30 protein-coding genes are annotated in these 25,905 nt (G+C 74.7%); 22 read left to right on the top strand and 8 right to left on the bottom strand.

Annotation, left to right across the window (positions count from 1 at the left end; translation table 11 throughout):
- Positions 1-5 precede the first annotated feature (5 nt).
- Together ACFSHS_RS00665 and ACFSHS_RS00670 are read left to right on the top strand one after the other, a co-directional pair.
- Positions 6-308, top strand: a complete 303-nt coding sequence (locus ACFSHS_RS00665; protein WP_376870525.1) for a hypothetical protein — start codon at positions 6-8, stop codon at positions 306-308.
- A 24-nt stretch (positions 309-332) separates the two neighbouring features.
- A complete protein-coding gene (locus tag ACFSHS_RS00670; RefSeq protein ID WP_376870528.1) occupies positions 333-1,088 on the top strand; it encodes a phosphoglyceromutase in 756 nt (251 codons plus the stop codon).
- A gap of 113 nt (positions 1,089-1,201) precedes the next feature.
- On the opposite strand, the gene phoU is transcribed toward ACFSHS_RS00670, so the two are convergent.
- A complete protein-coding gene (phoU, locus tag ACFSHS_RS00675; RefSeq protein ID WP_376870530.1) occupies positions 1,202-1,861 on the bottom strand; it encodes a phosphate signaling complex protein PhoU in 660 nt (219 codons plus the stop codon).
- Positions 1,862-2,023: 162 nt separating this feature from the next.
- Here phoU and ACFSHS_RS00680 point away from each other — a divergent pair, with 162 nt between their 5' ends.
- Together ACFSHS_RS00680 and ACFSHS_RS00685 are read left to right on the top strand one after the other, a co-directional pair.
- Complete coding sequence (locus ACFSHS_RS00680) at positions 2,024-3,223, top strand: sensor histidine kinase (protein ID WP_376870532.1); 1,200 nt, start codon at positions 2,024-2,026, stop codon at positions 3,221-3,223.
- Positions 3,223-3,909: a winged helix-turn-helix domain-containing protein gene (locus ACFSHS_RS00685; RefSeq protein ID WP_376870534.1), complete on the top strand. Its 687-nt coding sequence runs from the start codon at positions 3,223-3,225 to the stop codon at positions 3,907-3,909. The genes ACFSHS_RS00680 and ACFSHS_RS00685 overlap by 1 nt, the downstream gene beginning before the upstream one ends.
- A 14-nt stretch (positions 3,910-3,923) precedes the next feature.
- Here the strand turns inward: ACFSHS_RS00685 and ACFSHS_RS00690 are convergent, their stop codons facing one another.
- Together ACFSHS_RS00690 and ACFSHS_RS00695 are read right to left on the bottom strand one after the other, a co-directional pair.
- Positions 3,924-4,118 (bottom strand): DUF3072 domain-containing protein, encoded by a 195-nt coding sequence (locus ACFSHS_RS00690; protein ID WP_376870536.1) that lies wholly within the window; start codon positions 4,116-4,118, stop codon positions 3,924-3,926.
- Between the two features lie 10 nt (positions 4,119-4,128).
- Positions 4,129-4,332, bottom strand: coding sequence for a hypothetical protein (locus ACFSHS_RS00695; protein WP_376870538.1), 204 nt, complete (start codon positions 4,330-4,332; stop codon positions 4,129-4,131).
- An 82-nt stretch (positions 4,333-4,414) separates the two neighbouring features.
- On the opposite strand from ACFSHS_RS00695, the gene ACFSHS_RS00700 reads away from it, so the two are divergent.
- On the top strand, positions 4,415-5,503 hold the full coding sequence (locus tag ACFSHS_RS00700) for a helix-turn-helix domain-containing protein (protein WP_376870540.1): 1,089 nt from the start codon (positions 4,415-4,417) through the stop codon (positions 5,501-5,503).
- On the opposite strand, the gene ACFSHS_RS00705 is transcribed toward ACFSHS_RS00700, so the two are convergent.
- Positions 5,396-6,202 (bottom strand): DUF3109 family protein, encoded by an 807-nt coding sequence (locus tag ACFSHS_RS00705; RefSeq protein ID WP_376870542.1) that lies wholly within the window; start codon positions 6,200-6,202, stop codon positions 5,396-5,398. The genes ACFSHS_RS00700 and ACFSHS_RS00705 overlap by 108 nt on opposite strands.
- 40 nt (positions 6,203-6,242) lie before the next feature.
- Between ACFSHS_RS00705 and ACFSHS_RS00710 the strand changes: the two genes are divergently transcribed.
- Complete coding sequence (locus tag ACFSHS_RS00710; RefSeq protein WP_376870544.1) at positions 6,243-7,187, top strand: Ppx/GppA family phosphatase; 945 nt, start codon at positions 6,243-6,245, stop codon at positions 7,185-7,187.
- Positions 7,187-7,987 (top strand): hypothetical protein, encoded by an 801-nt coding sequence (locus ACFSHS_RS00715; protein ID WP_376870547.1) that lies wholly within the window; start codon positions 7,187-7,189, stop codon positions 7,985-7,987. The genes ACFSHS_RS00710 and ACFSHS_RS00715 overlap by 1 nt, the downstream gene beginning before the upstream one ends.
- Positions 7,988-7,999: 12 nt before the next feature.
- Here the strand turns inward: ACFSHS_RS00715 and ACFSHS_RS00720 are convergent, their stop codons facing one another.
- Entirely contained in the window at positions 8,000-8,566 is a 567-nt protein-coding gene (locus tag ACFSHS_RS00720; protein WP_376870549.1) for a type 1 glutamine amidotransferase domain-containing protein, read from the bottom strand.
- Between the two features lie 59 nt (positions 8,567-8,625).
- Between ACFSHS_RS00720 and ACFSHS_RS00725 the strand changes: the two genes are divergently transcribed.
- The 6 genes from ACFSHS_RS00725 to ACFSHS_RS00750 all read left to right on the top strand — a co-directional run bounded on the left by ACFSHS_RS00725 (position 8,626) and on the right by ACFSHS_RS00750 (position 13,133).
- The gene (locus ACFSHS_RS00725; RefSeq protein ID WP_376870551.1) at positions 8,626-9,327 is read left to right on the top strand and encodes a hypothetical protein; all 702 of its coding nucleotides are present in this window, start codon (positions 8,626-8,628) and stop codon (positions 9,325-9,327) included.
- Entirely contained in the window at positions 9,324-10,154 is an 831-nt protein-coding gene (gene proC / locus ACFSHS_RS00730) for a pyrroline-5-carboxylate reductase (RefSeq protein WP_376870553.1), read from the top strand. Before ACFSHS_RS00725 ends, proC begins: the two co-directional genes overlap by 4 nt.
- Positions 10,155-10,470: 316 nt before the next feature.
- A complete protein-coding gene (locus ACFSHS_RS22555; protein WP_458199646.1) occupies positions 10,471-10,812 on the top strand; it encodes a helix-turn-helix domain-containing protein in 342 nt (113 codons plus the stop codon).
- Positions 10,813-11,016: 204 nt separating this feature from the next.
- Positions 11,017-11,115, top strand: coding sequence for a 30S ribosomal protein bS22 (locus tag ACFSHS_RS00740; protein WP_012854759.1), 99 nt, complete (start codon positions 11,017-11,019; stop codon positions 11,113-11,115).
- Positions 11,116-11,125: 10 nt separating this feature from the next.
- Positions 11,126-12,232 carry an NAD-dependent epimerase/dehydratase family protein gene (locus tag ACFSHS_RS00745; RefSeq protein ID WP_376870559.1) on the top strand — a complete coding sequence of 369 codons (1,107 nt, stop codon included), beginning with the start codon at positions 11,126-11,128 and terminating at the stop codon, positions 12,230-12,232.
- Entirely contained in the window at positions 12,225-13,133 is a 909-nt protein-coding gene (locus ACFSHS_RS00750) for a lysophospholipid acyltransferase family protein (RefSeq protein ID WP_376870562.1), read from the top strand. Before ACFSHS_RS00745 ends, ACFSHS_RS00750 begins: the two co-directional genes overlap by 8 nt.
- 67 nt (positions 13,134-13,200) lie before the next feature.
- Here ACFSHS_RS00750 and ACFSHS_RS00755 read toward each other — a convergent pair whose 3' ends face one another.
- The 3 genes from ACFSHS_RS00755 to ACFSHS_RS00765 form a co-directional block, all read right to left on the bottom strand.
- The gene (locus tag ACFSHS_RS00755; protein WP_376870564.1) at positions 13,201-14,115 is read right to left on the bottom strand and encodes an HAD family hydrolase; all 915 of its coding nucleotides are present in this window, start codon (positions 14,113-14,115) and stop codon (positions 13,201-13,203) included.
- A gap of 87 nt (positions 14,116-14,202) precedes the next feature.
- Positions 14,203-15,396 (bottom strand): DUF5667 domain-containing protein, encoded by a 1,194-nt coding sequence (locus ACFSHS_RS00760; protein WP_376870566.1) that lies wholly within the window; start codon positions 15,394-15,396, stop codon positions 14,203-14,205.
- Positions 15,397-15,511: 115 nt separating this feature from the next.
- The gene (locus tag ACFSHS_RS00765) at positions 15,512-16,297 is read right to left on the bottom strand and encodes a sigma-70 family RNA polymerase sigma factor (protein ID WP_376870569.1); all 786 of its coding nucleotides are present in this window, start codon (positions 16,295-16,297) and stop codon (positions 15,512-15,514) included.
- Positions 16,298-16,494: 197 nt separating this feature from the next.
- On the opposite strand from ACFSHS_RS00765, the gene ACFSHS_RS00770 reads away from it, so the two are divergent.
- From ACFSHS_RS00770 to hemL, 9 genes are all read left to right on the top strand, one after another.
- Positions 16,495-18,063: an AMP-binding protein gene (locus ACFSHS_RS00770; RefSeq protein ID WP_376870571.1), complete on the top strand. Its 1,569-nt coding sequence runs from the start codon at positions 16,495-16,497 to the stop codon at positions 18,061-18,063.
- The gene (locus ACFSHS_RS00775) at positions 18,056-18,307 is read left to right on the top strand and encodes a glutaredoxin family protein (RefSeq protein WP_376870574.1); all 252 of its coding nucleotides are present in this window, start codon (positions 18,056-18,058) and stop codon (positions 18,305-18,307) included. The genes ACFSHS_RS00770 and ACFSHS_RS00775 overlap by 8 nt, the downstream gene beginning before the upstream one ends.
- Positions 18,308-18,544: 237 nt before the next feature.
- Complete coding sequence (locus ACFSHS_RS00780; protein ID WP_376870576.1) at positions 18,545-19,198, top strand: redox-sensing transcriptional repressor Rex; 654 nt, start codon at positions 18,545-18,547, stop codon at positions 19,196-19,198.
- Positions 19,195-20,580 (top strand): glutamyl-tRNA reductase, encoded by a 1,386-nt coding sequence (locus tag ACFSHS_RS00785; protein WP_376870578.1) that lies wholly within the window; start codon positions 19,195-19,197, stop codon positions 20,578-20,580. The genes ACFSHS_RS00780 and ACFSHS_RS00785 overlap by 4 nt, the downstream gene beginning before the upstream one ends.
- Positions 20,577-21,533, top strand: a complete 957-nt coding sequence (hemC, locus tag ACFSHS_RS00790) for a hydroxymethylbilane synthase (protein ID WP_376870581.1) — start codon at positions 20,577-20,579, stop codon at positions 21,531-21,533. Before ACFSHS_RS00785 ends, hemC begins: the two co-directional genes overlap by 4 nt.
- A gap of 73 nt (positions 21,534-21,606) precedes the next feature.
- Positions 21,607-23,154, top strand: a complete 1,548-nt coding sequence (locus tag ACFSHS_RS00795) for a uroporphyrinogen-III synthase (protein WP_376870584.1) — start codon at positions 21,607-21,609, stop codon at positions 23,152-23,154.
- The gene (hemB, locus tag ACFSHS_RS00800) at positions 23,151-24,158 is read left to right on the top strand and encodes a porphobilinogen synthase (protein ID WP_376870586.1); all 1,008 of its coding nucleotides are present in this window, start codon (positions 23,151-23,153) and stop codon (positions 24,156-24,158) included. Before ACFSHS_RS00795 ends, hemB begins: the two co-directional genes overlap by 4 nt.
- A gap of 1 nt (position 24,159) precedes the next feature.
- The gene (locus ACFSHS_RS00805) at positions 24,160-24,606 is read left to right on the top strand and encodes a hypothetical protein (RefSeq protein WP_376870589.1); all 447 of its coding nucleotides are present in this window, start codon (positions 24,160-24,162) and stop codon (positions 24,604-24,606) included.
- Positions 24,603-25,905 (top strand): glutamate-1-semialdehyde 2,1-aminomutase (hemL, locus tag ACFSHS_RS00810; protein ID WP_376870591.1); only part of this gene is annotated, 1,303 nt, incomplete at its 3' end. The genes ACFSHS_RS00805 and hemL, both read left to right, overlap by 4 nt.

Genomic DNA, 25,905 nt, shown 5'->3' on the forward strand with positions numbered 1-25,905 from the left:
CGGCGATGGTCGACAGCAAGGCCGCGCCGGAGCGCCGCGGGCGGGCGCTCATGGGGGTGGTGGCCGCCTCGGCGCTGGCGTATCCGCTCGTCGTCTGCGCCGTCCAGCTGCTGTTCGCCCAGCTGCTCACCGTCGACGTCGGCGCGGTCGTGCTGTGGCTCGCGGTCGGGCTCGCCTGCAGCGTGGCCCTCGTGGCCGCCGTCCGGTGGGGCGCCGCCCGCCGGGTGCGCAGCCCCTGGCTGCTGCTCGGGCTCCTGCCCCCGCTGCTCTTCGAGCTCTGGCTGGTCTGGCCCCGACTCGCGTCCTGAGCGCGGTCGGGCAGGATGATCCGCGTGACGAACCCCGGAACCCTGGTGCTCCTCCGCCACGGCGAGAGCGAGTGGAACAAGGCCAACCTCTTCACCGGGTGGGTCGACGTCCCGCTCTCGGAGAAGGGGCGGGTGGAGGCCGCCCGCGGTGGGCAGCTGCTGGCCGAGCACGGGCTGCTCCCCGACGTCTCCCACACCTCGCTGCTGAAGCGGGCGATCATGACCGCCGAGCTCGCCTTGGCGGAGGCCGACCGGCAGTGGATCCCCGTGAAGCGCTCCTGGCGGCTCAACGAGCGCCACTACGGCGCCCTCCAGGGCAAGGACAAGGCCGCGACCCTCGCCGAGTACGGCGAGGAGCAGTTCATGATCTGGCGCCGCTCCTACGACACCCCTCCGCCGCCCATCGACCCGGGCAGCGAGTACTCGCAGGACGCAGATCCGCGTTACGCGGCCCTGCCGCCGGAGGCCCGCCCGGCGACCGAGTGCCTGGCCGACGTCGTCGTCCGGATGCTGCCCTACTGGTACGACGCGATCGTGCCTGACCTGCGCCTGGGCCAGACCGTGCTCGTCGCCGCGCACGGCAACAGCCTGCGCGCGCTGGTCAAGCACCTGGACGGCATGGGGGACGACGAGGTGGTCGGGCTGAACATCCCGACCGGGGTGCCGCTGCGCTACGACCTCGACGAGGACTTCCGCCCGGTGAAGCCCGGCGGCGAGTACCTCGACCCGGAGGCCGCGGCCGCTGCCATCGAGGCCGTCAAGAACCAGGGCAAGAAGTAGCTGCAGCGACCGTCCCGCCGAGCGCGGCCCGCAGGGTTCCCGCTCGGCGGCCGGCCGGGCTCAGCTCGCTGGGACGGCTCGCGGTCGGCGGTGCCGCCCGGAGGGCGACGAGGTCACTGCGAGGTCTCGCGAGCGTGCCGTTCGCCGGTCACCAGGTAGACGACCCGCCGGGCCACGCCGACGGCGTGGTCGCCGAAGCGCTCGTAGTAGCGGCCGAGCAGGGTGATGTCGATGGCCGTCTCGACGCCGTGCGGCCAGTCGTCGGAGAGCAGCTGGCGGAACAGCCCCCGGTGCAACCGGTCCATGGCGTCGTCGTCGGTCTCCAGCTCCCGGGCCGCCTCGACGTCCCGGGTCGCGATGACGTGCCCGGCCTTGGCCACGAGCATCTCGGCCACGTGCCCGGCCTCCAGGAACACGGGGCGCACCTCCTGCGGCACGGCGTGCTCGGGGAAGCGCATCCGCGCGACCTTGGCGATGTGCTCGGCGAGGTCCCCCATGCGCTCGAGGTCGCTGGCGATCCGCGTGGCGGTCACGATCGTGCGCAGGTCGGTCGCCACCGGCTGCTGCCGCGCCAGCAGCGTGAAGCACCGCTGGTCGATGCTCTCGCGGGTCGCGTCGATCTGCTCGTCACCGGCGATGACCAGATCGGCCAGGGCGACGTCGGCGTCGAGGAGGGCCGTCGTGGCGGTGCTCATCTGCGAGCCCACCGTGTTCGCCATGTCCACGAGGCATCCCCGGATGGCCTCGAGTTCCTCGAAGTAGCTCTCCCGCACTGTGCCTCCCCATCGACGTCGACTCGAGCCTAGGGCGGCTCCGTCCCCGTTCTCCCGTTCCCGGGTGAACGCCCCGCCACGCCCAGATGAACACTGACCCGTGCGGGCGGCAGATCACGTCGAACCGGCCGCCCGCGTCCGGAACGGACCTAGCATGCGGGCGTGAGTCCACTGGTCGCCCTGGTGGTCGGCCTCGTCCTGGGCGGGGTCGTCGCCGCCACGGTCATCCTCCGTTTCCCCCGGGACCTCGAGGCGCGCGACGCCGATTCCGGCGTCGTGGGCCCGCCCGAGTCGGCATTCGCCCGCCGGCTCCTGGACCTCATGGACCCCGCCGTCGTCCTCGTCGACGTCGACGAGGCCGTGCTCCTGGCCAATCCCTCGGCTCGTGCGCTCGGCATCGTGCGGGGCGACCGGCTGCTGGTGCCGGAGCTGTCGTCCCTGGTGCGGGCCGTCCGGAACGGCGGCAGCCGCCGGGCCGACGTCCGGCTGCCCGGGGACCTCGCCGGCGCCGGGCCCCGGCTGATGGCCGTGCACGGGGTGCGGCTGCACAGCGGCACGGCCCCGCTGCCGGGCCCCGTCGCCCTGGTTCTCCAGGACGTCACGGAGACCCGCCGCACCGAGGACGTGCGCCGCGACTTCGTGGCCAACGTCGGGCACGAGCTCAAGACGCCGGTGGGCGCGCTCGCCCTGCTCGCCGAGGCCATCCAGCAGGCCGCGGACGATCCCGAGGCCGTGCAGCGCTTCGCCGGCCGGATCGCGCACGAGGCCGACCGGCTGGGTCGCCTGGTGCGCGAGCTCATCGACCTCTCCCGCCTGCAGGGCGGCGAGCCGCTGCCCGAGCTGGTGCCCGTCGACGTCGACGACGTCATCGCCGAGGCGGTGGACCGGACCCGCACCGCGGCCAAGGCCAAGGAGCTGCAGATCGCGGTCGGCGGCCAGGCCGGACTCGTCGTGCGGGGGGTGGAGAGCCAGCTGGTCACCGCGGTCACGAACCTGCTGGCCAACGCCGTCGCCTACAGCGAGGGCGGCAACCGGATCGCGGTCGCGGCCCGGGCGCGTTCCGGTTTCGCCGAGATCGCCGTCACCGACAGCGGCGTCGGCATCCCCCGCAAGGACCGGCACCGGGTGTTCGAGCGCTTCTACCGGGTGGACCAGTCGCGGGCCAGCAGCACCGGCGGGACGGGCCTGGGCCTGGCGATCGTCAAGCACGTCGCGAGCAACCACGGGGGCTCGGTGTCCGTCTGGAGCGAGGAGGGGCTCGGCTCGACGTTCACCCTCCGCATCCCGCTGGCCATCACCGACGGCCCCACCTCTGACGAACCCGGCGACTCCGTCGCCGTCGACGCTGCGAAGGAACGCTGATGACCCGTGTCCTGGTGGTGGAGGACGAGGAGTCCTTCTCCGACGCGCTCTCCTACATGCTCCGGCGCGAGGGCTACGACGCCGTCGTCGCGGCCAGCGGTCCGGAGGCGCTGGCCGAGTTCGACCGGGCGGGAGCCGACATCGTCCTGCTCGACCTCATGCTGCCCGGCCTGCCGGGCACCGAGGTCTGCCGCTCGCTGCGCAGCCGCAGCAACGTCCCGATCATCATGCTCACGGCCAAGGACACCGAGATCGACAAGGTCGTCGGGCTGGAGCTCGGCGCCGACGACTACGTGACCAAGCCGTACTCGGCCCGGGAGCTGGTGGCCCGCATCCGTGCGGTGCTGCGCCGCCGCGGCGACGCCGCCGAGGCGCACTCGGCAGACGGCGTGCTGGAGGCCGGTCCGGTGCGGATGGACGTGGAACGGCACGTGGTGGCCGTCGACGGGGAGCAGGTCTCCCTGCCGCTCAAGGAGTTCGACCTGCTGGAGTACCTGCTGCGCAACGCCGGCCGGGTGCTCACCCGCGGGCAGCTCATCGACCGGGTCTGGGGCTCGGACTACGTCGGCGACACCAAGACCCTCGACGTCCACGTCAAGCGGTTGCGCGCGAAGCTCGAGCCGGACCCCGCGAACCCGAAGTACCTGCTCACGGTGCGGGGCCTCGGCTACAAGCTCGAGGCCTGAGCCCAGGCCTCAGTTCACTTGAGCTCGTCGATCAGCTTCGACGCCTCGGCCTTCGTGAGGTCCTCGGGCACCTCCTCGTCGGCCTGGCGGGACAGCGTCTCGAGGTAGCTCTTCTGGGCACCGGTGGCCGGCTCGTCGCCGGTCACCCAGTCGGCCGGGTCCTTCTCGGGGGACGCGGCCGGCTGGGTGTTCGCGTTCGATTCGCTCATGTGTTCGATGCTAGGCGTGCACGGGGATGCGCGCCTCCTGGGCGGCAGCGGTCGCGGCGATGTGCTTCCGGCCGGTCCGGTACACGTGCACGCTCCCGCAGGCCGGGCACTCCACGTGCATCGCGATGTGCGTCGCGTGGTTGGTGACCGATCGGATCCGCCGGTCGGCGACCAGCTCGTCGGTCCGGGTGACGGGGCAGGTGATCAGCAACATGGCTCAGAGCGTGCGCGCGTCCGTCCGCCGATACGAGTGGCAGAAGTGACCGCTATCGCGTCTTTTCTGCCATGATGTCGGCGTGACCGAGACCACCCCTCCGCTCGTCGTCAGCGTCGTCGTCGCCGACGGTCTCGTCGGCAGTTTCGGGCTGGGGGTGTGCGCGGAGGTCTTCGGCTACGACCGCCGGCACATGGGCCTGCCGCGGTTCGACTTCGCCCTGGTCACCGAGGCGCCGGGGGTGCTGCGGACCGACACGGGCATCCCGATCACGGTCGAGCACGGCCTGGAGCGGCTGGCCCGGTCCGACATCGTCTCGATCACCGCATGGGAGGTATTCGACCGCGTGCCCTCGCCGGCCCTGCTCGACGCGCTCCGGGCCGCGCACGCCCGTGGCGCCACCATCGTCAGCCACTGCACGGGCGCCTTCGTGCTCGCGGAGGCCGGCCTGCTCGACGGCATGCGGGTGACCACGCACTGGAAGTACGCCGGCGAGCTCGCCGCCCGGTTCCCGGCCGTCACCGTCGACCCGTCGGTGCTCTACGTCGACAACGGCCGGACCATCACCGGCGCGGGGACGGCGGCCGGCGTGGACACGCTGCTGCACCTCGTGCGGCGGGAGTGGGGGGCGGCGGCGGCCAACGCCCTGGCCCGCGAGATGGTCGTGCCTCCGCACCGCGACGGCGGGCAGGCTCAGTTCATCGACGCCCCGGTGCCCGCCTGCGAGGACGACCTGCTGGGCGCCGTCCTGGACTGGGCGGCCGCCCACCTCGCCGAGGAGATCAGCGTGGACATGCTGGCCCGCCGGGCGCTGATGAGCCCCCGCAGCTTCGCCCGGCGGTTCAAGGCGACGACGGGCACCACGCCGCACGCCTGGCTGCTCGGCCAGCGCCTGGCCGCCGCGGAGGCCCTGCTCGAGGAGACCGACGCGCCCGTGGAGGAGGTCGCCCGGCTGGTCGGCTTCGGCACCGCGGCCGGGCTGCGCGAGCAGTTCGCCCGCCGGCGGGGGGTGTCGCCCCGCGCCTACCGGCAGACCTTCCGCGCCGCCGCCTCGTCGAACGGCCTAGCCGCCAGGACGGCGCCGGTGCAGCTCGACAGGCACCGGCCTCGGACTGGCCGGATGGGGAGCCGCGAGGCCCTGGTCGAGGCGCAGTTCGGCCAGCCGGCGTAGCTCGGCGAAGGCCGGCTCGCCGAGCAGCTCGATCAGCTCGGGCGCATATCTCTCGACCAGGGGTTCCGGCGAGACGTGCGCCAGCGGCGATCCCGTGCACCACCAGTGCAGGTCCGCGCCGCCGGGGCCCCAGCCGCGCCGGTCGAACTCACCGATCGTGGACACCAGCACCCGCGTGCCGTCGGGCCGCTCCACGTGCTCCTGCGAGCGGCGCACCGGGAGCTGCCAGCAGACGTCGGGCTTGGTGGTCAGCGGGTGCACCCCGGTCCGCGCTGCCATCCGGTGCAGCGCGCAGCCGGGGCCGCCCGGGAAGCCGGGGCGGTTCAGGAAGACGCACGCCCCGTCGACGACGCGGGTGCGCAGCGAGGTCTGCCCGCTGTCGTCGGCGCTGTCCTCCTCGGTCCACGACCCCCGGCCCACGGGGGCCAGCTGCCAGTCCTCGTCGGTGAGCTCCGCCACCGAGGCGGTGACGCGCGCCAGGTCGTCGTCGTCGGTGAAGAAGGCCCCGTGGCTGCAGCAGCCGTCGTCGGGACGGCCCTCGACGACCCCGGCGCACCCGCGGCCGAAGATGCACGTCCACGCGGAGGTGAGCCAGGTGACGTCGGCCCGCACGACGTGGTCGGGATCGGCCGGGTCGGGGAACTCGATCCACTCGCGCGCGAAGTCGAGCGGGACCTCCGCGAGCGGGTCGTCCGGCACGCGGACAGCCTACGTCCGGGCACTTCGGCAGACTGGGGCCATGCGACTCGGGGTCCTGGACGTCGGCTCGAACACCGTGCACCTCCTGGTGGTCGACGCCCACCGCGGCGCGCACCCCACACCGATGCACGACGACCGCTGGCTGCTGCGGCTCGCCGAGCACGTGGACGACGACGGCCAGCTGTCCAGGGCGGGGGAGAAGGCCCTCCTCAAGGCGGTGCAGCAGGCGTGCGACCAGGCGGAGAAGCAGGGCTGCGAGGAGCTGATGGCGCTGGTCACCTCCGCCATCCGCGAGGCGCACAACGGCCTGGAGGTGCTCGACCGGATCCGCGGACGGACCGGCGTCGAGCTGCGGGTCCTCACCGGTGAGGACGAGGCGCGGCTGACCTTCCTGGCCGTGCGCCGGTGGTTCGGGTGGAGCGCGGGCCGGCTCCTGGTCTTCGACATCGGTGGCGGCTCCCTGGAGATCGCCGCCGGCATGGACGAGGACCCGGACGTCGCGCTGTCGCTGCCCCTGGGCGCCGGGCGGATGACCCGCCGGTTCCTGCCCGAGGCCCGCACCGGGGGCCGGCCCGACCTCGCCGCGCTCGGCAAGCTGCGCAGCCACGCCGACGAGCTGCTGTCTCCTGCGGCGAAGAAGCTCGGCAAGGTGGGCCCGCCCGACCTGGTGGCCGCGACCAGCAAGACCTTCCGCACGCTGGCCCGGCTCACCGGTGCCGCGCCGTACTCGGCCGGCATCTGGGCCCCGCGAGAGCTGCGGCTGGAGTCACTGGAGCAACTGGTCGGCTTCGTGTCCCGGATCGAGTCCGGGGCGCTGGGGGAGCTGCAGGGCGTCTCACCCGACCGCGCGCACCAGGTTCCGGCCGGTGCCGTGGTGGCTGCCGCCACGATGCGTGCGCTGGACGTACGGTGCGTGAGGATCTGTCCGTGGGCGCTGCGGGAGGGTGTCATCCTGCGCAGGCTGGACTCGTTGGGAGGGGCGTGATGGCCGAGCCGGACTGGAACCCGGACACGGGGGGACGCTCGCTCGCCGAGATCCTCCGGGAGGCCGGCATCGAGTCCGCCAACCGCGCGGCGCGACGGCGGTCCTGGGACGACCCCGAGGAGACCGGCATCCGCCAACGGCGGGCCGAGGCGGGGGCCGCCGACGGCCTCGCCGGGCGCACCGGCCACGGACGGCGCCGCAGCGACCTCGGCGTCGACAGCCCACCGCCACCGGGCGTCGAGCGGCGCCGGCAGCCCGATCGGCGCCAGCCCCGGCGGGCCGTGCCCGATCCGTCGACGGCCGCGATCCCCGGCCTGCGGCCGGACCGCAAGCCCGGCGTGCCCACCTCCTCCGCGATGCCGAGCGCGCCGGTTCCCACCCTCGACCGGCGCGCGTCCCAGCCGATCCCGCAGCGGGCCGCCTCCCGGCCGCCGCGGGAGCCCGACCATCCCTCCACCGGGCCCATCCCGGTGATCCGCCCCGACCAGATCGCCGCCGACCTCGACGCCACCCCGCGGGAGAGCGCGCTCGCCTGGCTGCGCTTCGCCGGTGAACTGGTCATCGCCCTCGCCGCCGGCGTGGGCGTCTACTTCGCGGCCACCGTGCTGTGGGAGATCCTCCCGCACGTCGCCGTCCTGCTCGCCCCGCTCGCGGTGACCGGACTGGTCACGGGGGTCGGCGTGTGGCGCCAGCGGCAGGGGCGCGAGCCCGTCGGCGCCCGGTTGCTGGCGGTCCTCGTGTTCGCCGGGACGCTCCTCACGATCGCCCCGGCCGCCGGGCTGCTCGCCGCCGGCTCCTGACGGGGCGGCGCCTCAGTCCTCCGTCTCCTCCTCGTCGTCCTCACGGGCGAACTCCTCGACGATCGCGGCGCAGAAGGCGTCGAGGTCGTCGGGATTGCGGCTGGTGACCAGATTGCCGTCGACGACGACCTCCTCGTCGACCCAGTCGGCACCGGCGTTGCGCAGGTCGGTCTGCAGCGACGGCCACGACGTCATGCGGCGGCCCTTCACCGCGCCCGCCTCGATCAGCACCCACGGCGCGTGGCAGATCGCCGCCACGGGCTTGCCGGCGTCGAAGAACGACGTCACGAAGGCGACGGCGTCGGAGTCGGCGCGCAGGAAGTCGCCGTTGATCACACCGCCGGGCAGGACCAGCGCCGCGTAGGCGTCGGGGTCGGCGGTGCTCACGACGGCGTCCACCTTCTTGGTGTCCCCCTTGTCGATGTGCTGGTAGGCGGTGATCGTGCCGCCCCGGAGCGAGACCAGTTCCGGCTCCGCGCCCGCGTCCTCCAGTGCTTGCCAAGGGCGGTCCAGCTCCGCCTGCTCCACCCCGTCCGTCGCCAGCACGGCCACCTTCATCCCGTCCAGTTCTCCCGCCATGGGGCGGCGGCTACCCGTGCCCCCGACGGGGCACACACGGGCGCACTACGGTTTCGGACGTGCCCCTGCGCTCCGCCTCCGAGCTGCGCCGCCTGCTGCGGGGGCGGCTGCGCGGGCACGCCGTCGCCGTCCCGGACGCCGTCCACGTGGCCCGCGCGCTGGTCGACGGCGGCTGCCGGGTCGGGCTCGAGCACGCGCCGGGGCCGGGGGAGGACTCCGCGTCCGTGCTGCTCGAGCTCGTCCGGCGGATCGACGAGGCCGGCCTCGCCCCCGCCGTCGAGCTGACCCTCCCCCTGGACCGGCTCCCCGCCGACGACGCCCGCCGGGTCGCCACCGAAGCCGCGTACGCCGGCCTCGGGGTCCTCCTCGCCGGCCCCGGAGACGTCGTCGACGCCGCCGAGCTGCCGGGCGCCGGTGTCGCCGTCGCCGCCGGGGAGCCGGGGGCCGAGGCCCGGTGCCGCGCGCTCGCCGGCGGGCACGTGCGCCTGCTCGCCGGGCCCGGGCGGAACGCCGCCACGGATCTCGCGTTCGTGCGCTGCCTCAACGTCCTCATGGCCGCGGAGGGTCACCCGGGCATCGCGGTGCCCGATGCGCGGCTGATCGCCATCGCCGGGGAGCGGGCGGCCTGGAACGGCCGCCCGCCCGACAGCTGGGAGCTGGTCATGCCCTACGGAGTCCTCGTCCACGAGCAGCGGCGGCTGGTCGCCGCGGGGGACACGGTCCGCGTGGCCGTGAGCGTCACCCCGGGCGGCCGCTCGTGACTCCCACGGGTCGCCGGGGGCTGGCCATCATCGGCGGGGGGAAGATCGGCGAGGCGCTGCTCTCCGGCCTCGTCCGCCGGGGCGGCCCGGACGGGATCCTGGTGTGCGAACGCAGCCCCGAGCGGGCCGCCCAGCTCGCGGAGCGGTACGGGGTCCCCGCCGTGGACCTGGCCGACGCCGCGGCCCGTGCCCGGGTGCTGCTCCTGGCGGTCAAGCCCCAGGACATCGGCACGCTGCTGGACCGGCTGGCGGACGTCGTCGACGAGGGCCACCTGGTGGTCTCCGTGGCCGCCGGCGTCACGACGAGGCGCATCGAGGACGCCCTGCCGGAGGGCACGCCGGTCGTGCGGGTCATGCCCAACACGCCGGCCCTGGTCGACGAGGGCATGAGCGTGCTCTCGGCCGGTGCGCACGCCGGGGAGGAGCACCTGGACGAGGCGGAGGCGCTGCTGGCCGCCGTCGGGCAGGTGCGCCGCGTGCCGGAGGACCAGCAGGACGCCGTGACCGCGCTGTCGGGCAGCGGTCCGGCCTACTTCTTCTACCTCGTCGAGGCGATGGTGGACGCCGGCATCCTGCTCGGCCTGCCGCGCGCGCTGGCCGCCGACCTCATCGTGCAGACGGCTCTGGGCTCCGCGGTGATGATGCGCGAGTCCGGTGAGCACCCGGTCCAGCTCCGGGAGGCGGTGACCAGCCCCGGGGGGACGACGATCGCCGCGGTGCGGGAACTGGAGCGGCACGGGGTGCGCGCGGCGCTGATCGCGGCGATCGAGGCCGCGCACGCCCGGTCGGTGGAGCTCGGTCGGACCAAGGGCACGGGCACGTCCTGACCCGCGCGGTGGCGCGCTGACGGGGCCGGGTGGGACCGCCCGGGCGCGTGGGGCGGGACGGGCACGGTAGACCACATGTCGACCGGAGGCCAGCGCTCTGCGTCATCGGTTCGTGACCGTGTCGCGAAACGCGCCGAGCGACAGTGCACACCTGTTGCATAGGTGTAGTTCTGCCTAGGACGGACCGGTCCGCCTGTTCGATTCAACCATCGCACCAGTCACGCGTGTCCCCTTACGCTCTGTTGCAGCACGTGCGTGTTCAGTTGCCGGTGGGGAAGCCGGCGCCACGACACGAGCTAGGTCCGGAGACGAAGACATGACCATGCCCCAGCGCGCTGCCGCCCCCGCGATGACTCGTCCGGGCGTGCCCGGCCCCCGGCCGGTCGGCCGCCCGATGGCCGCCACGATGGCCCGGCCCGTCCCGGCTCAGCACCCGGCCGCCATGCCGCTCGGCCGCCCCGCCGTCCCCGCCCCCCGCGCCTCGGTCACCTTCCTGACCGTCGCCGAGGTCGCCGCGATGATGCGTGTCTCGAAGATGACCGTGTACCGCCTCGTCCACGCCGGTGAGCTCTCCGCCGTCCGCGTCGGCCGTTCCTTCCGCGTGCCCGAGCGCGCCGTGCAGGACTACCTCCGCGACGCCTACACCGACATCGCCTGAGAAAGGACCCCGTCCCTCTCACCTCTCGCAAGCTCGGGGTGAGCCTCCGGACGGGGCCAAGGGGCGAGGTCCTTCCTCCCCGTCCCGGTCGCCCGCGGCAGCGTCGCCGCGGGGTGGCTCGGGTACGCTCGGTCGCCGGGCGACACGGGAGGGAATCCGCTGTCGCGTACGAGCTGATCATTTGCGACGACGTCGGGAGCACACGTGGGTTCGGTCATCAAGAAGCGGCGCAAGCGGATGGCGAAGAAGAAGCACCGCAAGCTGCTGAAGAAGACGCGCGTCCAGCGACGCAACAAGAAGTGAGCTGACGCTCGTGCCGCCCGCGGTCGTCCTCGTCACCGGTGTGAGCCGGTGGCTGGGTGGTGCGCTGGCGGCCGAGCTGGCGGCCGACCCCTCGATCGGGCGGGTCATCGGCGTGGACACGGTCCCGCCGTCGCAGGAGATGCTGCGCAGGCTCGGGCGCACCGAGTTCGTGCGGGCGGACATCCGGAACCCGCTGATCGGCAAGGTCATCGCGGCGGCGTCGGTCGACACCGTCGTGCACATGAACATCAGCGCCACCCCGGCCGGGTCCGGTGGCCGGGTGCCGATGAAGGAACTCAACGTCATCGGCACCATGCAGCTGCTGGCCGCCTGCCAGCGGGCCCCCTCGGTCCGCCGGTTCGTGCTGAAGTCGACCAGCGCGGTCTACGGAGCCTCCTCCCGCGACCCAGCCGTCTTCACCGAGGCGATGCAGGCCCGAGCGGTTCCCTCCGGGGGCTTCGCCAAGGACAGCCTCGACATCGAGAGCTACGTCCGTGCGTTCTCGCGCCGGCGGCCCGACGTCGACGTCGCGGTGCTCCGGTTCACCAACTTCATCGGTCCGCGGATCGACTCGTTGCTGACCGGCTTCTTCCGCATGCCGGTGGTGCCGACCGCTCTGGGCTACGACGCCCGGGTCCAGCTGCTGCACGAGGACGACGCGCTGGCCGTGCTCACCCGCGCGGCGACCGGGCCGTTCAGGGGCACCGTGAACGTCGGGGGTCAGGGCACCCTCCTGCTGTCCCAGACCATCCGGCGGCTGGGGCGCATCGAGCTCCCGTTGCCCTCGCCGGCCCTGGGGTCGGTCGGCCGGCTCTCGCGCCGGTTCGGCTTCGTCGACTACTCGCCGGAGCAGATGCGATTCCTCAACTTCGGCCGGGTGGTCGACACCACGGTGCTGCGCGAGGAGTTCGGCTACACCCCCCGGTACACGACGGCGGCCGCGCTGGCGGACTATGCCCGCACGGTGCCGCCGGTCGTCTCCCCCCGGCTCGTGAACTCCGTCACCTCGCGCATCCGGTCGGTGCTCGAGCACGCGGGGGACACCGCGTCGGCGGTCGGTGAGCGGCTGCGTCCGCCCCCGCCGGCACCCGGCCTCCGGGCGGTGCGCGATGCCTGAGGCCCGGGTGATCCCGCTCCGTCCCGACGACGACGAGCCCTACGTCCCCCCGTCGTCCCCGCCCGGCTGGGAGGACCAGCTGGCCGGCGGGCTGGAGTTCCTCCGCCGCCGCCTGACCGGCGAGTACGAGACCGACGAGTTCGGTTTCGACCCCGATCTCACCGACCACCTCCTGCTGCCGGTCCTGCGGCCGCTGTACGAGAAGTGGTTCCGGGTCGAGAGCCAGGGGCTGGAGAACGTGCCGACCGAGGGCGGTGCCCTGGTCGTCGCCAACCACTCCGGCACTCTGCCGGCGGATGCGCTGATGACCACCGTCGCCCTGCACGACGACCACCCGGCCCGGCGCCGGCTCCGCCTGCTGGGCGCCGACCTGGTCTTCGAGCTGCCGTTCATCGGCACGATGTCCCGCAAGATGGGCACGACGCTCGCGTGCAACGAGGACGCCGAGCGGCTCCTCACCGCGGGCGAGCTGGTCGGTGTCTTTCCCGAGGGCTTCAAGGGCATCGGCAAGCCGTTCCGCGAGCGTTACACCCTCCAGCGGTTCGGCCGGGGAGGTTTCGTCACAGCGGCTCTGCGCACCGGCGTGCCGATCGTCCCGTGCGCCATCGTCGGCGCCGAGGAGATCTACCCGATGATCGGCAACGCGAAGACCATCGCCCGGCTGCTCGGCCTCCCGTACCTGCCGATCACGCCGACGTTCCCGCTCCTGGGCCCTCTCGGTCTGGTGCCGCTGCCCTCGAAGTGGCTGATCGCCTTCGGCGAGCCGATCGAGACGGCGTCCTACGGGCCCGGCGCGGCGGAGGACCCCATGCTGGTGTTCAACCTGACCGACCAGGTGCGCGAGACGATCCAGCAGTCGCTCTACCAGCTGCTCCTGCAGCGCAAGTCGGTGTTCGGATGAAGGACCCCCGCGCCTCCCACCGCTCGCACGCTCGCGGCGTGACCGTGCACGGGGGCCACGCGGTGCGTCACCAAGGAAATCTGTTGCGCCTTCGTAGGGCGAGTGCGCCGCCGACCAGGCCGCCGGAGAGAGCGGCCACGCCCACGGTCGGGACGCCGATCCTGGCCGCCTTCCGCCCCGTGCGGAAGTCGCGGATCTGCCAGCCGCGCGCCCGCGCGACCGCCCGAAGCTCGGTGTCGGGGTTCACCGCGACCGCGGTGCCGGTGAGGGAGAGCATCGGCAGGTCGTTGGCCGAGTCGCTGTAGGCGGTGCAGCGGCTCAGGTCCAGCCCCTCCCGCTCGGCCAGGGCGAGGACCGCCTCCGCCTTCGCCGGTCCGTGCATGAGCTCCCCGACCAGCCGTCCGGTGTACCTGCCGTCGATGACCTCGGCGACCGTTCCCAGCGCCCCGGTGAGCCCCAGCCGGTGAGCGATGATCGAGGCCAGCTCGACCGGGGTCGCCGTGACCAGCCACACCCGCTGCCCGGAGTCGAGGTGCTGCTGGGCCAGCGCACGCGTGCCCGCCCAGATGCGGTCGGCCATGAGCTCGTCGTAGATCTCCTCGCTGGCCTGCACGATCTCCTGGACCGGCCGGCCGGCGACGAAGGCCAGCGCGTTCTCCCGGATGGTGTGCATGTCGTCGGCGCTCTCGTTGCCGGCGATGCGGAACTTGGCCTGCTGCCAGACGAAGCGCGACAGGTCCCGGGTCGTGAAGTACTTGCGGGCGGCCAGGCCCCGGGCGAACCAGAAGAGGGACGCGCCCATCATCATCGTGTTGTCGACGTCGAAGAACGCCGCCGCCGTCGGGTCCGGCGTGACGGCCGGAGGTGCGGCCACCTCGGCGGCCGCGGCGGAGGCGGCTCCGGCGACGTGGGCTCTGGTCTCCTCGTCGGTCTGCGTCCCGGCGCGCGCCGACCGGCGGCCGCGCAGCGGCACTCGCGGCACGAGGAACCTCCCTGCGATCGATCCGCCACCATGCTCGGGGCCCGACGACTGGACCCTAGCGGGACCGGCGGGCCGGACTCCGCGGGGTCAGCAGCCGATCAGCGGCGGCAGGCAGACCTTCAGACCCCCGTCGTCCGAGCGGCTCGGTGACGACGGCGGGGCCGAGGCGCCGCCGTCACCCCTCGTCACCCCGGTCGGCAGCGGGAGCGAGGGGACGAGACCGCCGTCGGGTGAGGGCGTGGGGGCGCCGGGCGACGGCAGGATCCCACCGCCGCTGCCGCCGGACCCGGTTCCGGTCGGTCCCGATCCGCCCAGCGCCGTGCCGGCGGCGGGCGGCGCGGTCGGGGTCGCGGGGCCGGTGGTCCCGGGAGAGCCGCCGGGCGTGACCGTGCCGCCGCTCGAGCTCTCGCCCGCGGAGCCCGGGGGCGTGGCCTCGGGGGCGGTGCAGGCGACGGGGAGCGGGCCGAGGTCGTCGGACCCGCCGACGGCGGGTCCGGCCGGGCAGTCCAGTGCGGCCTCGAGGCCGTCGGCGCGCGCCCCGATCCGGGCCAGCAGGTCGAGGGAGCGACCCACGGCCTCGGTGGCGGCGTCGGGAACGAGGGGCTGCAGCACCGCCAGGTCGTCGGCCTGACCGGCCGCCCAGCGGCCCAGGTGGTCCAGCGGCCGGCCGTCGGAGGTCTCCACCGCGCGGTCGGTCAGCCAGACCGCGCCCTCGACGGTCTGCTGGTCCATCGTCTCGATGGTCTCCAGCACCAGGGCGGGGTCGGCCGTGGCCGCGCCGACCCCCGCGTCGGCCGGGGCGGCGGGAGCCGCGGCCGGGAGTGCGGTGCCGCCCTCGCCGACCAGCTCCTCCAGCTCGTCGAGGCGGGTGCTGGCGAAGTCCAGCAGCGTCCGGCCGCGGGCGTCGCCGGCCAGGGCGAGCTGGGTCTGCTCCGTGCCGCGCTTGAGGTCGTAGAGGACGTCACCGGGGCGGGCGCCGTCGGCGACCGCCACCAGCGCGGCGGCCGCGGTGACGGTCAGGGCCGCGCCGGCCAGCCCGGCGGTGAGCCGGGTGCGCCACCGGGCGGGTGCGGCGTCGGGCGCGCGGGCGGCCAGGAGGCGCTGCAGGCGGGGCACGGGGGCAGGGGCGGGGGAGCGCACGGCGGCCATGGCGACCAGCCGCGCGCGGGTGGCCGCCCGGAAGGCGGGGTCGGGCTCCCCGTCGAGGTGGGGTGCGAGCTCCCGCAGCCGTGCGACGACCAGCTCCTCACGGGCAGCACGCGAGCCGTCGTGCACGCTCACCTGGGGCCTCCGGACGTCGATCCTGCGGGACAGCCACCGGTCGGCGTCCCCCACTGCACCCGGTCCAACGACGGGCGACTGTATTCGGTTACGGCCCCGACGATCTGCTCTCCCGTCATCGGAGCCCCTCCGGCAGCAGGCCGGCCAGCCGGCGCACGGCCCGGTGCTGCAGCGCCTTGATGGCGCCGTCCTTCTTGCCCATTATCTCGGCGGTCTCGGACACCGAGAGACCGTGCAGGAAACGCAGCACGATGCACTCCTGCTGTTCGCTGCCGAGCTGCTGGACGCAGGCGAGCAGCTGCTGGTTGGTCAGGTGCTGGACCACCGCGTCCTCGGGACCGTCGGTGGCCCGGTCCGCGTCCCGCATGTCGGCGGTGGTGACCTCGAGCCGGTACCGGCTGCTCTTCACGTGGTCGCGGATGATGTTGCGGGCGATGGTCACCAGCCACGCGCCGACGTCACGGCCCTGGAACGACAGCGAGTCGATCCGGCGCAGGGCCCGGACGAAGGTCTCGCTCGTCACGTCCTCGGCGGTCGCCCGGTCACCGACCCGGTGGTACGCGTACCGGTGGACCATCGTGACGTAGTGGTCGTAGAGCCGGCCGAACGCCTCGGCGTCGCCGTCCTGCGCCTCGCGGACCAGGGCCCAGACGTCCACGCTGGAGGGGGCCGGGGTGACCTCGGCCAGATCCTCCTCGGGGAGGTGCGTGACGTCCTCGGCGGTCCCCTCGGGAGCTCCTTCCTCCTCTGGTGGGGCGGGCAGGGCCTCGGCGCTCGCCCGGGGGAAGGGGGTCGGGCGCGGGTGGGGCGAGGGTCTCGGGTGGGGCGAGGGCCGGGGCGTCGGCGAGGGTCCGGGGTGCGACGCGCCGCGCGGCAGCCCGGCATCCAGCGGGTGCGGCATGCGGGCGATCGGCCTCCTCGTCGGCCCGCGTACCTGGACCGGCTCTCCCCGACGCACCCGCGGAAAACGGGCACGCGATGCTGCAGGGCTTGTCCCATGGTGACAAGATCGCTTCACCCCGTCCACGCCGGGCCGCCGAAGGCACCCGGAGGTGGCGCTGGGCGGTGGGCCGATCGCAGCAGCTCCACGGAGGAGAAGTGGCAGAGGCAGGCACGTCGCTGGCCGAGCTGGTCCGCGCAGCGGCCCGGCGGCGACCCACGGCACCGGCGGTGGTGGCCGGTGAGCGGCGGCTGACCTGGGCCGAGCTCGACGCCCTCGTGGACCGGGCCGCGGCCGGGTACGCCGCCCGCGGCCTCACCCCGGGCGACCGGGTGGCGATCCAGCTCCCCAACGGCGTGGACTGGCTGCGCGCGGCCCTGGGTGCCCTGCGGGCCGGGCTCGTCGTCGTCCCGGTCAACACCGCCTACACCGACCCGGAGCTGGAGTACGTCCTCACCGACTCCGGGGCCGCGCTCCTCGTCGCCGACGCCGGACGACCCGAGCTCGCCGGGCTGCCGCTGTGCCCCGGTCCTCCGGAGGCGGACGGCGTCCCACCGGAGGTGACGGTGGACCCCGCGGCGCCTTCGTTCCTTGCCTACACCAGCGGGACCACCGGCCGTCCCCGCGGCGCGATCCTGACCGCCGCCGCGCTGCGGGCCAACCAGGAGCAGTGCCTGGCGATGACACCGCCGCCGGTGCGCGAGGACGACCGCGTGCTGCTGGTGCTGCCCCTCTTCCACGTGTACGGGCTGAACTCCGGGTTCGGGCTGGTCGCCGCCACGGGCGCCTGCGCGATCCTCCAGGAGACCTTCGATCCCCGTTCCTCCCTCGCGCTCATGGCCGAGCAGCAGGTCACGGCGGTGCCCGGCGCGCCGCCGATGTACCAGGCCTGGCTCGCCGCGGCCGACGCGACGAACCTGGACGATCCCGCCCACCCCGACGCCGACCTCCGGCGCGGTTTCGCCGCGATGCGCATGGCCTCCTCCGGCGCCGCCCCGCTGCCGGAGGACGTCTGGACCGCCATGCGGGAGCGCGCCGCGGTCACCGTGTGGGAGGGCTACGGGCTGACCGAGGCCGCTCCCGTGGTGGCCAGCACCCTCGCCACGGGCCGGGCCAAGCCCAACTGCATCGGCGGCCCGATCCCAGGGGTCGAGCTCGAGCTCCGCGACACCGCCACCACCGGGCCGGGCAGCGACGACCGACCTGATCCGGACGAGCCGCACGAAGGGCCCGGTGAGATCTGGATCCGGGGACCGAACCTGTTCGCCGGTTACTGGCCCGACGGCGCGGACGGCCCCGACGCCGACGGCTGGCTCCGCACCGGCGACCTCGCCTACCGCGACGCCGACGGTGACCTGCACCTCGTCGACCGGCGCAGCGACCTCATCCTGGTCAGCGGGTTCAACGTGTACCCGGCAGAGGTGGAGCGCGTCCTCGACGCCCACCCGGCGGTCGCGGAGAGCGCCGTCATCGGCGTTCCGGACCCGCGTGCCGGTGCGGCGGTGCGCGCCGTGGTGGTCCTGCGCCCGGGCCGGCAGGTGACGTTCGAGGACCTGCGGGCGCACGCCGCGCAGTCCCTGGCGCGCTACAAGGTGCCGACGTCGGTGCACTTCCTGCCGTCCCTGCCGCACTCCCTGACCGGCAAGGTCAGCCGGGCCCGTCTCCGGGAGCTCGGTCTCACCGGGCAGGGGACGGCCGATGAGGTGGAGGTGGCTGCCGGTGGCTGAACCGTCCCCGCGACTGCAGCTGCTCACCCGCGCCGGCTGTCACCTCTGCGAGACCGCCGCCGAGACGCTGGCCCGGATCGGCGCCGAGGCGGGCCTCGTCCCGGAGGCGGTGGACGTCGACGGCGACCCGGAGCTGCGGGCCGAGTACGGCGACCGGGTGCCGGTCGTGCTCCTCGACGGCCGCGAGCACTCCTACTTCACCGTCGACGTCGTCCGGCTGCGGCGGGACCTCGGGCTCGGCTGACGGGCCGGCCGGACCCCCTCGATCGGGATCCGGAGGCGGTCGTTAGGGTGGTGTCCACCACAGCGACACCCGTACGGGCCGGTCAGCGCCGCTGCGGGCGTCCGGCGACTTTGTTCCTGCGTTCACAAGCGGTTACCGTGGCGGTTGCGGGCGAGTCGCGCCCGCATGTCTGTGTCGATGTCGCAGCCGTCGCCCGGCCTCCGCCGGGTGACCTGGCGCGACCGCTGTGGAGAGCCCGTGATCCAGCCGCGGCCCCGGACGATCCCGGAGGCCACCGTCGCCCGCCTGGCCGTCTACCTCCGGGTGCTGACCGCTCTGGCCGACGGGGGCCGGAGCACCGTCTCCTCCGTCGAGCTGGCCACCGCCGCGGGGGTCAACCCCGCCGGGTTGCGCAAGGACCTCTCCCACCTCGGCCCCTGCGGCGTGCGGGGTGTGGGTTACGAGGTCCGCACGCTGCGGGACCGCATCTCCCGGGTGCTCGGCGTCGAGCGGTCGCGCGCGTGCGTGCTGGTCGGCATCGGCAACCTCGGGTCGGCGCTGGCCGACTACGCCGGCTTCGGCTCACGCGGCTTCGAGTTCGTCGGCCTGTTCGACGCCGACCCGCGCCGGGTGGGGCAGCGGATCGGCGGGCACACCGTGCGCCCGGTCGACGAGCTCGAGGAGGTCGTCGCGGCGACGCAGGCCTCGATCGGCGTCATCACGACACCGGCCGACGTGGCGCAGTCGGTCTGCGACCGGCTGGCCGCGGCCGGGGTGAGGAGCATCTTGAACTTCGCGCCCGTGACCCTCGCCGCGCCGGCGGGGGTCGACGTCCGCAAGGTGGACCTGTCGGTGGAGCTGCAGGTGCTGGCGTTCATGGGCCAGCAGCGACTGGTGGGTGAGCCGGCATGAGCCTGCTCGCGGTGGGGATCTCGCACCAGACCGCTCCCGTCGCGCTGCTCGAGCAGTTCGCGATGGGCCACGACGACCAGGTCAAGGCGCTGCACGAGCTCGTGGGCAGCGATCACGTCTCCGAGGCCCTCGTGCTCGCGACCTGCAACCGCGTCGAGGTCTTCGCCGAGGTCGAGCGCTTCCACGGCGGTGTCACCGACGTCAGCCGGGTCCTGGCCCGCCAGGCCGGCGCCACGGTGGAGGAGCTGGCCCCGTACGTCACCGTGCACTACGAGGACCAGGCCGTCGCGCACCTGTTCACGGTGGCCTCCGGCCTGGAGTCCATGGTGGTCGGCGAGACGCAGGTGCTCGGACAGCTGCGCGCCGCCTACGCCCTCGCCCGCGAGGAGGGCACCGTCGGGCGCGCGCTGCACCCGGTCGCGCAGCGCGCCCTGCGGGTCGGCAAGCGCGTGCACACCGAGACCGGCATCGACCGTGCCGGCGCCTCCCTGGTCTCGGTGGCCCTCGACCGGGCCGAGGCCGTCATCGGCAGCCTGGGCGGCCGCGACGTCCTGGTCGTCGGGGCCGGGTCCATGGGCGCCCTGGCGGCCACGACGCTCGCCCGCCGCGAGGCCCGGGTCGTCGTGAGCAGCCGCACCGAGGCGCACGCCGCCCGGCTGGCCGGAACGGTGGACGGACGCGCCGCCGACCTCGCCGACCTCCCGGCCGAGCTGGCCGCCGCCGACGTCCTGGTGACCTGCACCGGCGCGAGCGGCCTGGTCGTCGGTACCGACGTCGTCGCCGGGGCGATGGCCGGCCGCGCCGGGCGCCCGCTGGTCGTCGTCGACCTGGCGCTGCCCCGGGACGTCGACCCGGGTGTGGCTGCCCTGCCGGGCGTGCACGTGGTCGACCTGGCTCTGCTGCAGAGCGAAAAGGGTGGGGCCATCCTGCAGGGCGAGCGCGCCTCGGCCCCGGGCCGCACCGCGGGTCCCGTCGCCGCCGACGACATCGCCGCCGCCCACGCGCTCGTCGAGGCCGAGACCGCGCTGCTGCGCGCGGAGCGGCAGGCCGCCGAGGTCGCCCCCACGGTCTCGGCCCTGCGCAGCCAGGCCGCCGGGGTGGTCGACGCCGAGCTGCTCCGGCTGGCCGGCCGGCTGCCCGACCTGGACGCCCGCGCCCGCGCCGAGATCGCCCGCACCGTCCGCCGGGTGGTCGACAAGCTGCTGCACGAGCCCACCGTGCGGGTGAAGGAACTGGCCGCGGGCCCCGGTGACACCGACTACGCCGGCGCCCTCCGGGCTCTCTTCGGCCTGGGCATCGACGCGACGGTCGACGGGCGCACCACGTCCCTCGCCGAGGCCGTCTCCGCCGACCCCGAGCTGCGGGCCGGGGAGGCGTCGTGACCACCTCCACCGTCACGGCCACCCTGCGGCTGGGCACGCGGGGCAGCCGGCTGGCCCGCACCCAGTCCCAGGCCGTCGCCGACGCCATCACCGCGGCGACGGGGGCGCCCGTGGAGCTGGTGCCCATCGTCACCGAGGGGGACCGCTCCGCGGCCGCCATCGCACAGCTCGGCGGCACGGGCGTCTTCGTGACCGCGCTGCGCGAGGCGCTCCTGGCCGGTGCGGTCGACCTGGCAGTGCACAGCTACAAGGACCTGCCGACGGCGCCCGAGCCGCAGCTGACCATCGCCGCGGTCCCGCGGCGCGAGGACCCGCGCGACGCTCTCGTGGCGCGCGACGGGCTGACCCTCGGCGAGCTGCCGCCGGGCGCCAGGGTCGGCACCGGCGCGCCCCGCCGGGTCGCCCAGCTGCGGGCCCTCGGCCTCGGCCTCGACGTCGTCCCGATCCGTGGCAACGTCGACACCCGCATGGGGCGGGTCGCCGGCCTCACCGGGGAGGGCGGCGACCTCGACGCGGTCGTCCTCGCCCGCGCGGGCCTGAGCCGGCTCGGCCGGCTGGACGTGGTCACCGAGCTCCTCGACCCCCTGCAGGTGCTGCCCGCCCCGGCCCAGGGCGCGCTCGCCGTGGAGTGCCGCACGAGCGACGCGCGCACCCGCGAGCTGCTCGGCCGCCTGGAGGATGTCTCCGCCCGCGCCTGCGTGGTGGCCGAGCGGGCCACCCTCGCGGCCCTCGAGGCCGGCTGCAGCGCCCCGGTCGCCGCCTACGCCGAGGTGGCCGAGGGCGAGCGCGGCCCGGAGCTGTTCCTCCGCGCCTCCGTGACCGCGATCGACGGCAGCGACACCGTCCGCGGCTCGATCACCGGACCCCTGCCGGACGCCGCCGTCCTCGGGCGCGCGCTGGCCACCGAACTCCTCGACCGCGGTGCGGCCGAGCTCATGGCGGTGTCGTCATGACCCGCCGCCGCACGAGCCGCCACCCCCAGACCCCCGTAAGAACAGGCCCTCGGGCCAGGATCAGGAGCACGCGATGACGCGCTTCCGCAAGACCGCAGGCCAGACCGGCCGGGTCGTCTTCGTCGGAGCAGGCCCGGGCGACCCCGGCATGCTCACCGCCCGGGCGACCGCGGCGCTGGCCGGGGCGGCTCTCGTCCTCGTCGACCCCGACGTCTCGCCCGCCGTGCAGGACGCCGTCCGGGAGGCGCACCCCGGCACGGAGCTGAGCCCGGCCGTCGGTGAGCCGGCCGAGGTGGCCAAGGCCGCCGTCGCCGCCGCCAAGAACGGCTCCGTCGTCGTCCGGCTGGTCGCCGGCGACCCCTACGCCTCCGACCCGGTGGTCAAGGAGGTGCTGGCCGTGGGCCGCACCTCGGTGCCGTTCGACGTCGTCCCTGGCGTCGCCACCTCGACCGCCGTCCCGGCCTACGCGGGCGTCGCGACGGGCGGCACCATGGTGACCGCCGACCTGCGCAGCGGCGTCGACCTCGCGGCGCTCGCCGGCGCGGCCGCGTCCACCGGCGGCACCCTCGTCCTCCAGGGCGTCGCCGAGGAGCTGCCCGACGCGGCGGCGCGCCTGGTCGAGGGCGGGCTGGCGGGCAGCACGCCGGTCGTCGTGACCACCGGCGGGTCCGGGACGGCGCAGAAGAGCGTCGTCGCCAAGCTCGTCGCCGTGGCCGAGAAGACCGCCGGCCTCGACCCGTTCACCGGCCCTGTCGTGGCCACCGTCGGCACCGCCGTCGACAAGCGTGCCCGGCTGTCCTGGTGGGAGAGCCGGCCGCTGTTCGGCTGGCGCGTCCTCGTGCCGCGCACCAAGGACCAGGCCGGCGAGATGAGCGACCGGTTGCGCGCCTACGGCGCCGTCCCGGTCGAGGTGCCGACGATCGCCGTCGAGCCGCCGCGCAGCCCGGCGCAGATGGACCGGGCGATCAAGGGTCTGGTGACCGGCCGATACGGCTGGATCGTGTTCACCTCGGTGAACGCCGTGAAGGCCGTCCGGGAGAAGTTCGCCGAGCTGGGCCTCGACGCCCGCGCGTTCGCCGGTGTGAAGGTCGCCTGCGTGGGCGAGCAGACCGCCGAGGCCGTGCGCGCCTTCGGCATCCAGCCCGAGCTGGTGCCCTCGGGCGAGCAGTCCAGCCAGGGCCTGCTGGCCGACTTCCCGCCCTACGACGACGTCTTCGACCCGATCAACCGGGTGCTGCTGCCCCGCGCCGACATCGCCACCGAGACCCTCGCCGCGGGTCTGGTGGAGCGCGGCTGGGAGATCGACGACGTCACCGCCTACCGCACCGTCCGGGCCGCTCCGCCGGCCGCGTCGGTCCGTGAGGCGATCAAGGGTGGCGGCTTCGACGCCGTCTGCTTCACCTCGTCGAGCACCGTGCGCAACCTGGTCGGCATCGCCGGCAAGCCGCACGCGAAGACCGTCGTCGCGGTGATCGGCCCGGCCACCGCAGCCAGCGCGCAGGAGTTCGGCCTGCGGGTCGACGTGCAGCCGGAGACCGCCGCGGTCGGACCCCTGGTCGACGCGCTGGCCGAGTACGCCGCGTCCCTGCGCGCCGCCGCGGAGGACGGGGCGGAGAAGTGAACGCCGGCGGGGTGGGTGGGGGAAACCCAGGGTTCGCGCGCGGGCGCCGGCTCCGGTCGACGCCCGCGCTGCGGCGGCTGACCGCGCAGACCCGGCTGGCGCCGGCGGACTTCGTGCTGCCGGTCTTCGTCAAGCAGGGCATCGACGCCCCGGTCCCGATCGGCTCGATGCCCGGCGTCGTCCAGCACACGCTGGACTCGCTCCGGAAGGCCGCTCACGAGGCCGCGGACGCCGGCATCGGGGGCCTGATGCTCTTCGGCATCCCCGGTGAGAAGGACCCGGTGGGCTCCCAGGCCGATGCCGCGGACGGGATCGTCAACGTCGCGCTGCAGCAGCTGCGGGCCGACCTCGGTGACCAGCTGGTGCTCATGGCCGACCTGTGCCTGTGCGAGTACACCGACCACGGGCACTGTGGCGTCGTGACCCCGGCCGGCGTCGTGGACAACGACCCGACCCTGGACCGCTACGCGGCGGTGGCGATCGCGCAGGCCCAGGCCGGCGCCCACGTCATCGCGCCCAGCGGGATGATGGACGGGCAGGTGGCGGCCATCCGCCGTGCGCTGGACGGCGCCGCGTACACCGAGACGCCGATCCTCGCCTACGCCGCCAAGTACGCATCCGGCTTCTACGGGCCGTTCCGCGAGGCGGCCGAGGGGGCGCCGCAGTTCGGCGACCGCTCGACCTACCAGATGGACCCGCCCAACGCCGACGAGGCGTTGCGGGAGGTGGCCCAGGACCTCGCCGAGGGCGCCGACGCCGTCATGGTCAAGCCGGCGCTGCCCTACCTCGACATCGTGGCCCGGGTCGCGGAGGCGGTGCGCGTGCCGGTGAGCGCCTACCAGGTCAGCGGCGAGTACGCGATGGTCGAAGCGGCCGCCGCGAACGGCTGGGTCGACCGCGAGCGGGCCATCCTGGAGACACTCACCGCCATCCGCCGCGCGGGTGCCGGCACGGTGCTCACCTACTGGGCGGTCGAGGCGGCCCGGCTGCTCGCGCGGGCCTGACGTGACCCCGTACGTCGAACCCGGCGGGAGCTGGCGGGCGTCCTGGATCGTCGCGGCGGCGGTGCTCCTCGTCGTCGTGCTGGAGCTGCTGCTCCCCGGGAGGGACCTGCCGGGTCCGGTGTGGGCGGCGCTGGTCGTGGTGCTGGGCATCGTGGCGGCCGGCGGCCTGTCGGCGCGGCGGATCTGGACGGTGCGCGTCGACGGCGACGGGCTGGCGGTCGGTCGGGAGCGGGTGCCGCTGTCGGCCGTCGACGCCGACCACCTGCGGGCCGTCGACGCGGGCGCCGACGTCGGCGCCCCGGTGCTTGGCGGTGGCTGGTCGCTGCCGAAGGGCCGCACCGGGTTGCCGCTGAGGCTGGCCGACGGGCGGACGGTGCTCGTGCCCACGCGGGACCCGGCCGCCCTGCGGTCGGCGCTCCTCGCCGCACAGGGGACACTGGGGTCGTGACCTCGCTGGACAGCTCCACCTACACCTACGAGGCCCCGGTCTCGGCCGAGCTCTTCGCCCGAGGCCGGACGATCATCCCGGGCGGGGTGAACAGCCCCGTGCGCGCGTTCCGCGCCGTCGGGGGGACGCCCCGCTTCATGGCGGAGGGGTCCGGTCCCTGGATCACCGACGCCGACGGACGGCGCTACGTCGACCTGGTGTGCTCGTGGGGGCCGCTCATCCTCGGGCACGCCCATCCCGCCGTGGTCGAGGCCGTCACAGCTGCCGCGCGGCGCGGGCTCTCCTTCGGCGCCCCGACCGAGGCCGAGCTCGACCTGGCGGAGGAGATCCGCGACCGGATGCCGCCGGTGGAGCGGGTGCGGCTGGTCAACTCCGGCACCGAGGCGGTCCTCTCGGCGGTCCGGCTCGCCCGCGGGACGACCGGCCGGCCGCTGGTTGTGAAGTTCGCCGGCAACTACCACGGCCACGTCGACGCGCTGCTCGCCTCGGCCGGCTCGGGCGTCGCCACCCTCGGCCTGCCCGACACCCCCGGCGTCACGACCGGGGCCGCCGCCGACACCGTCGTCCTGCCGTACAACGACGTCGCCGCCGTGGAGGCGGTGTTCGCCGAGCGCGGGGAGCAGATCGCCTGCGTCATCAGCGAGGCCGCGGCGGGCAACATGGGCGTGGTCCCGCCGCTGGACGGGTTCAACGCCGAGCTGCGCCGGATCACCGCCGCCCACGGCGCGCTGCTGGTCCTCGACGAGGTGATGACCGGGTTCCGGGTCTCCCGCTCCGGCTGGTACGGCCTCGACCCGGTCGACGCCGACCTGTTCACCTTCGGCAAGGTCATGGGCGGCGGGCTGCCGGCCGCCGCCTTCGGTGGCCGGGCCGACCTCATGGACCACCTGGCCCCGGTCGGCCCGGTGTACCAGGCGGGCACCCTCTCGGGGAACCCGGTGGCCGTGGCCGCGGGGCTCGCGACGCTGCGGAACTGCACCGACGAGGTCTACGCCCACTGCGACGAGGTCGCCGCCGTCCTGCGCGGTGCGGCCAGCGCCGCGCTGTTCGCCGCCGGGGTGCCGCACCGCGTGCAGCAGGCGGGCAGCATGTTCTCCGTCTTCTTCGTCCCCGACGAGCGCCAGGTGCGGAACTACGACGACGCCAGGACGCAGGACGTGGCCCGCTACACCGCGTTCTTCCACGCGCTGCTGGCTCGCGGCGTCTACCTGCCGCCGTCGGCGTTCGAGGCGTGGTTCGTCAACGCCGCCCTGTCGGGCGAGGCGCTCGACCGCGTGCTCGAGGCGCTGCCGGCGGCCG

The sequence above is a fragment of the Blastococcus deserti genome (assembly GCF_042682525.1).
GTDB lineage: Bacteria > Actinomycetota > Actinomycetes > Mycobacteriales > Geodermatophilaceae > Blastococcus_B > Blastococcus_B deserti.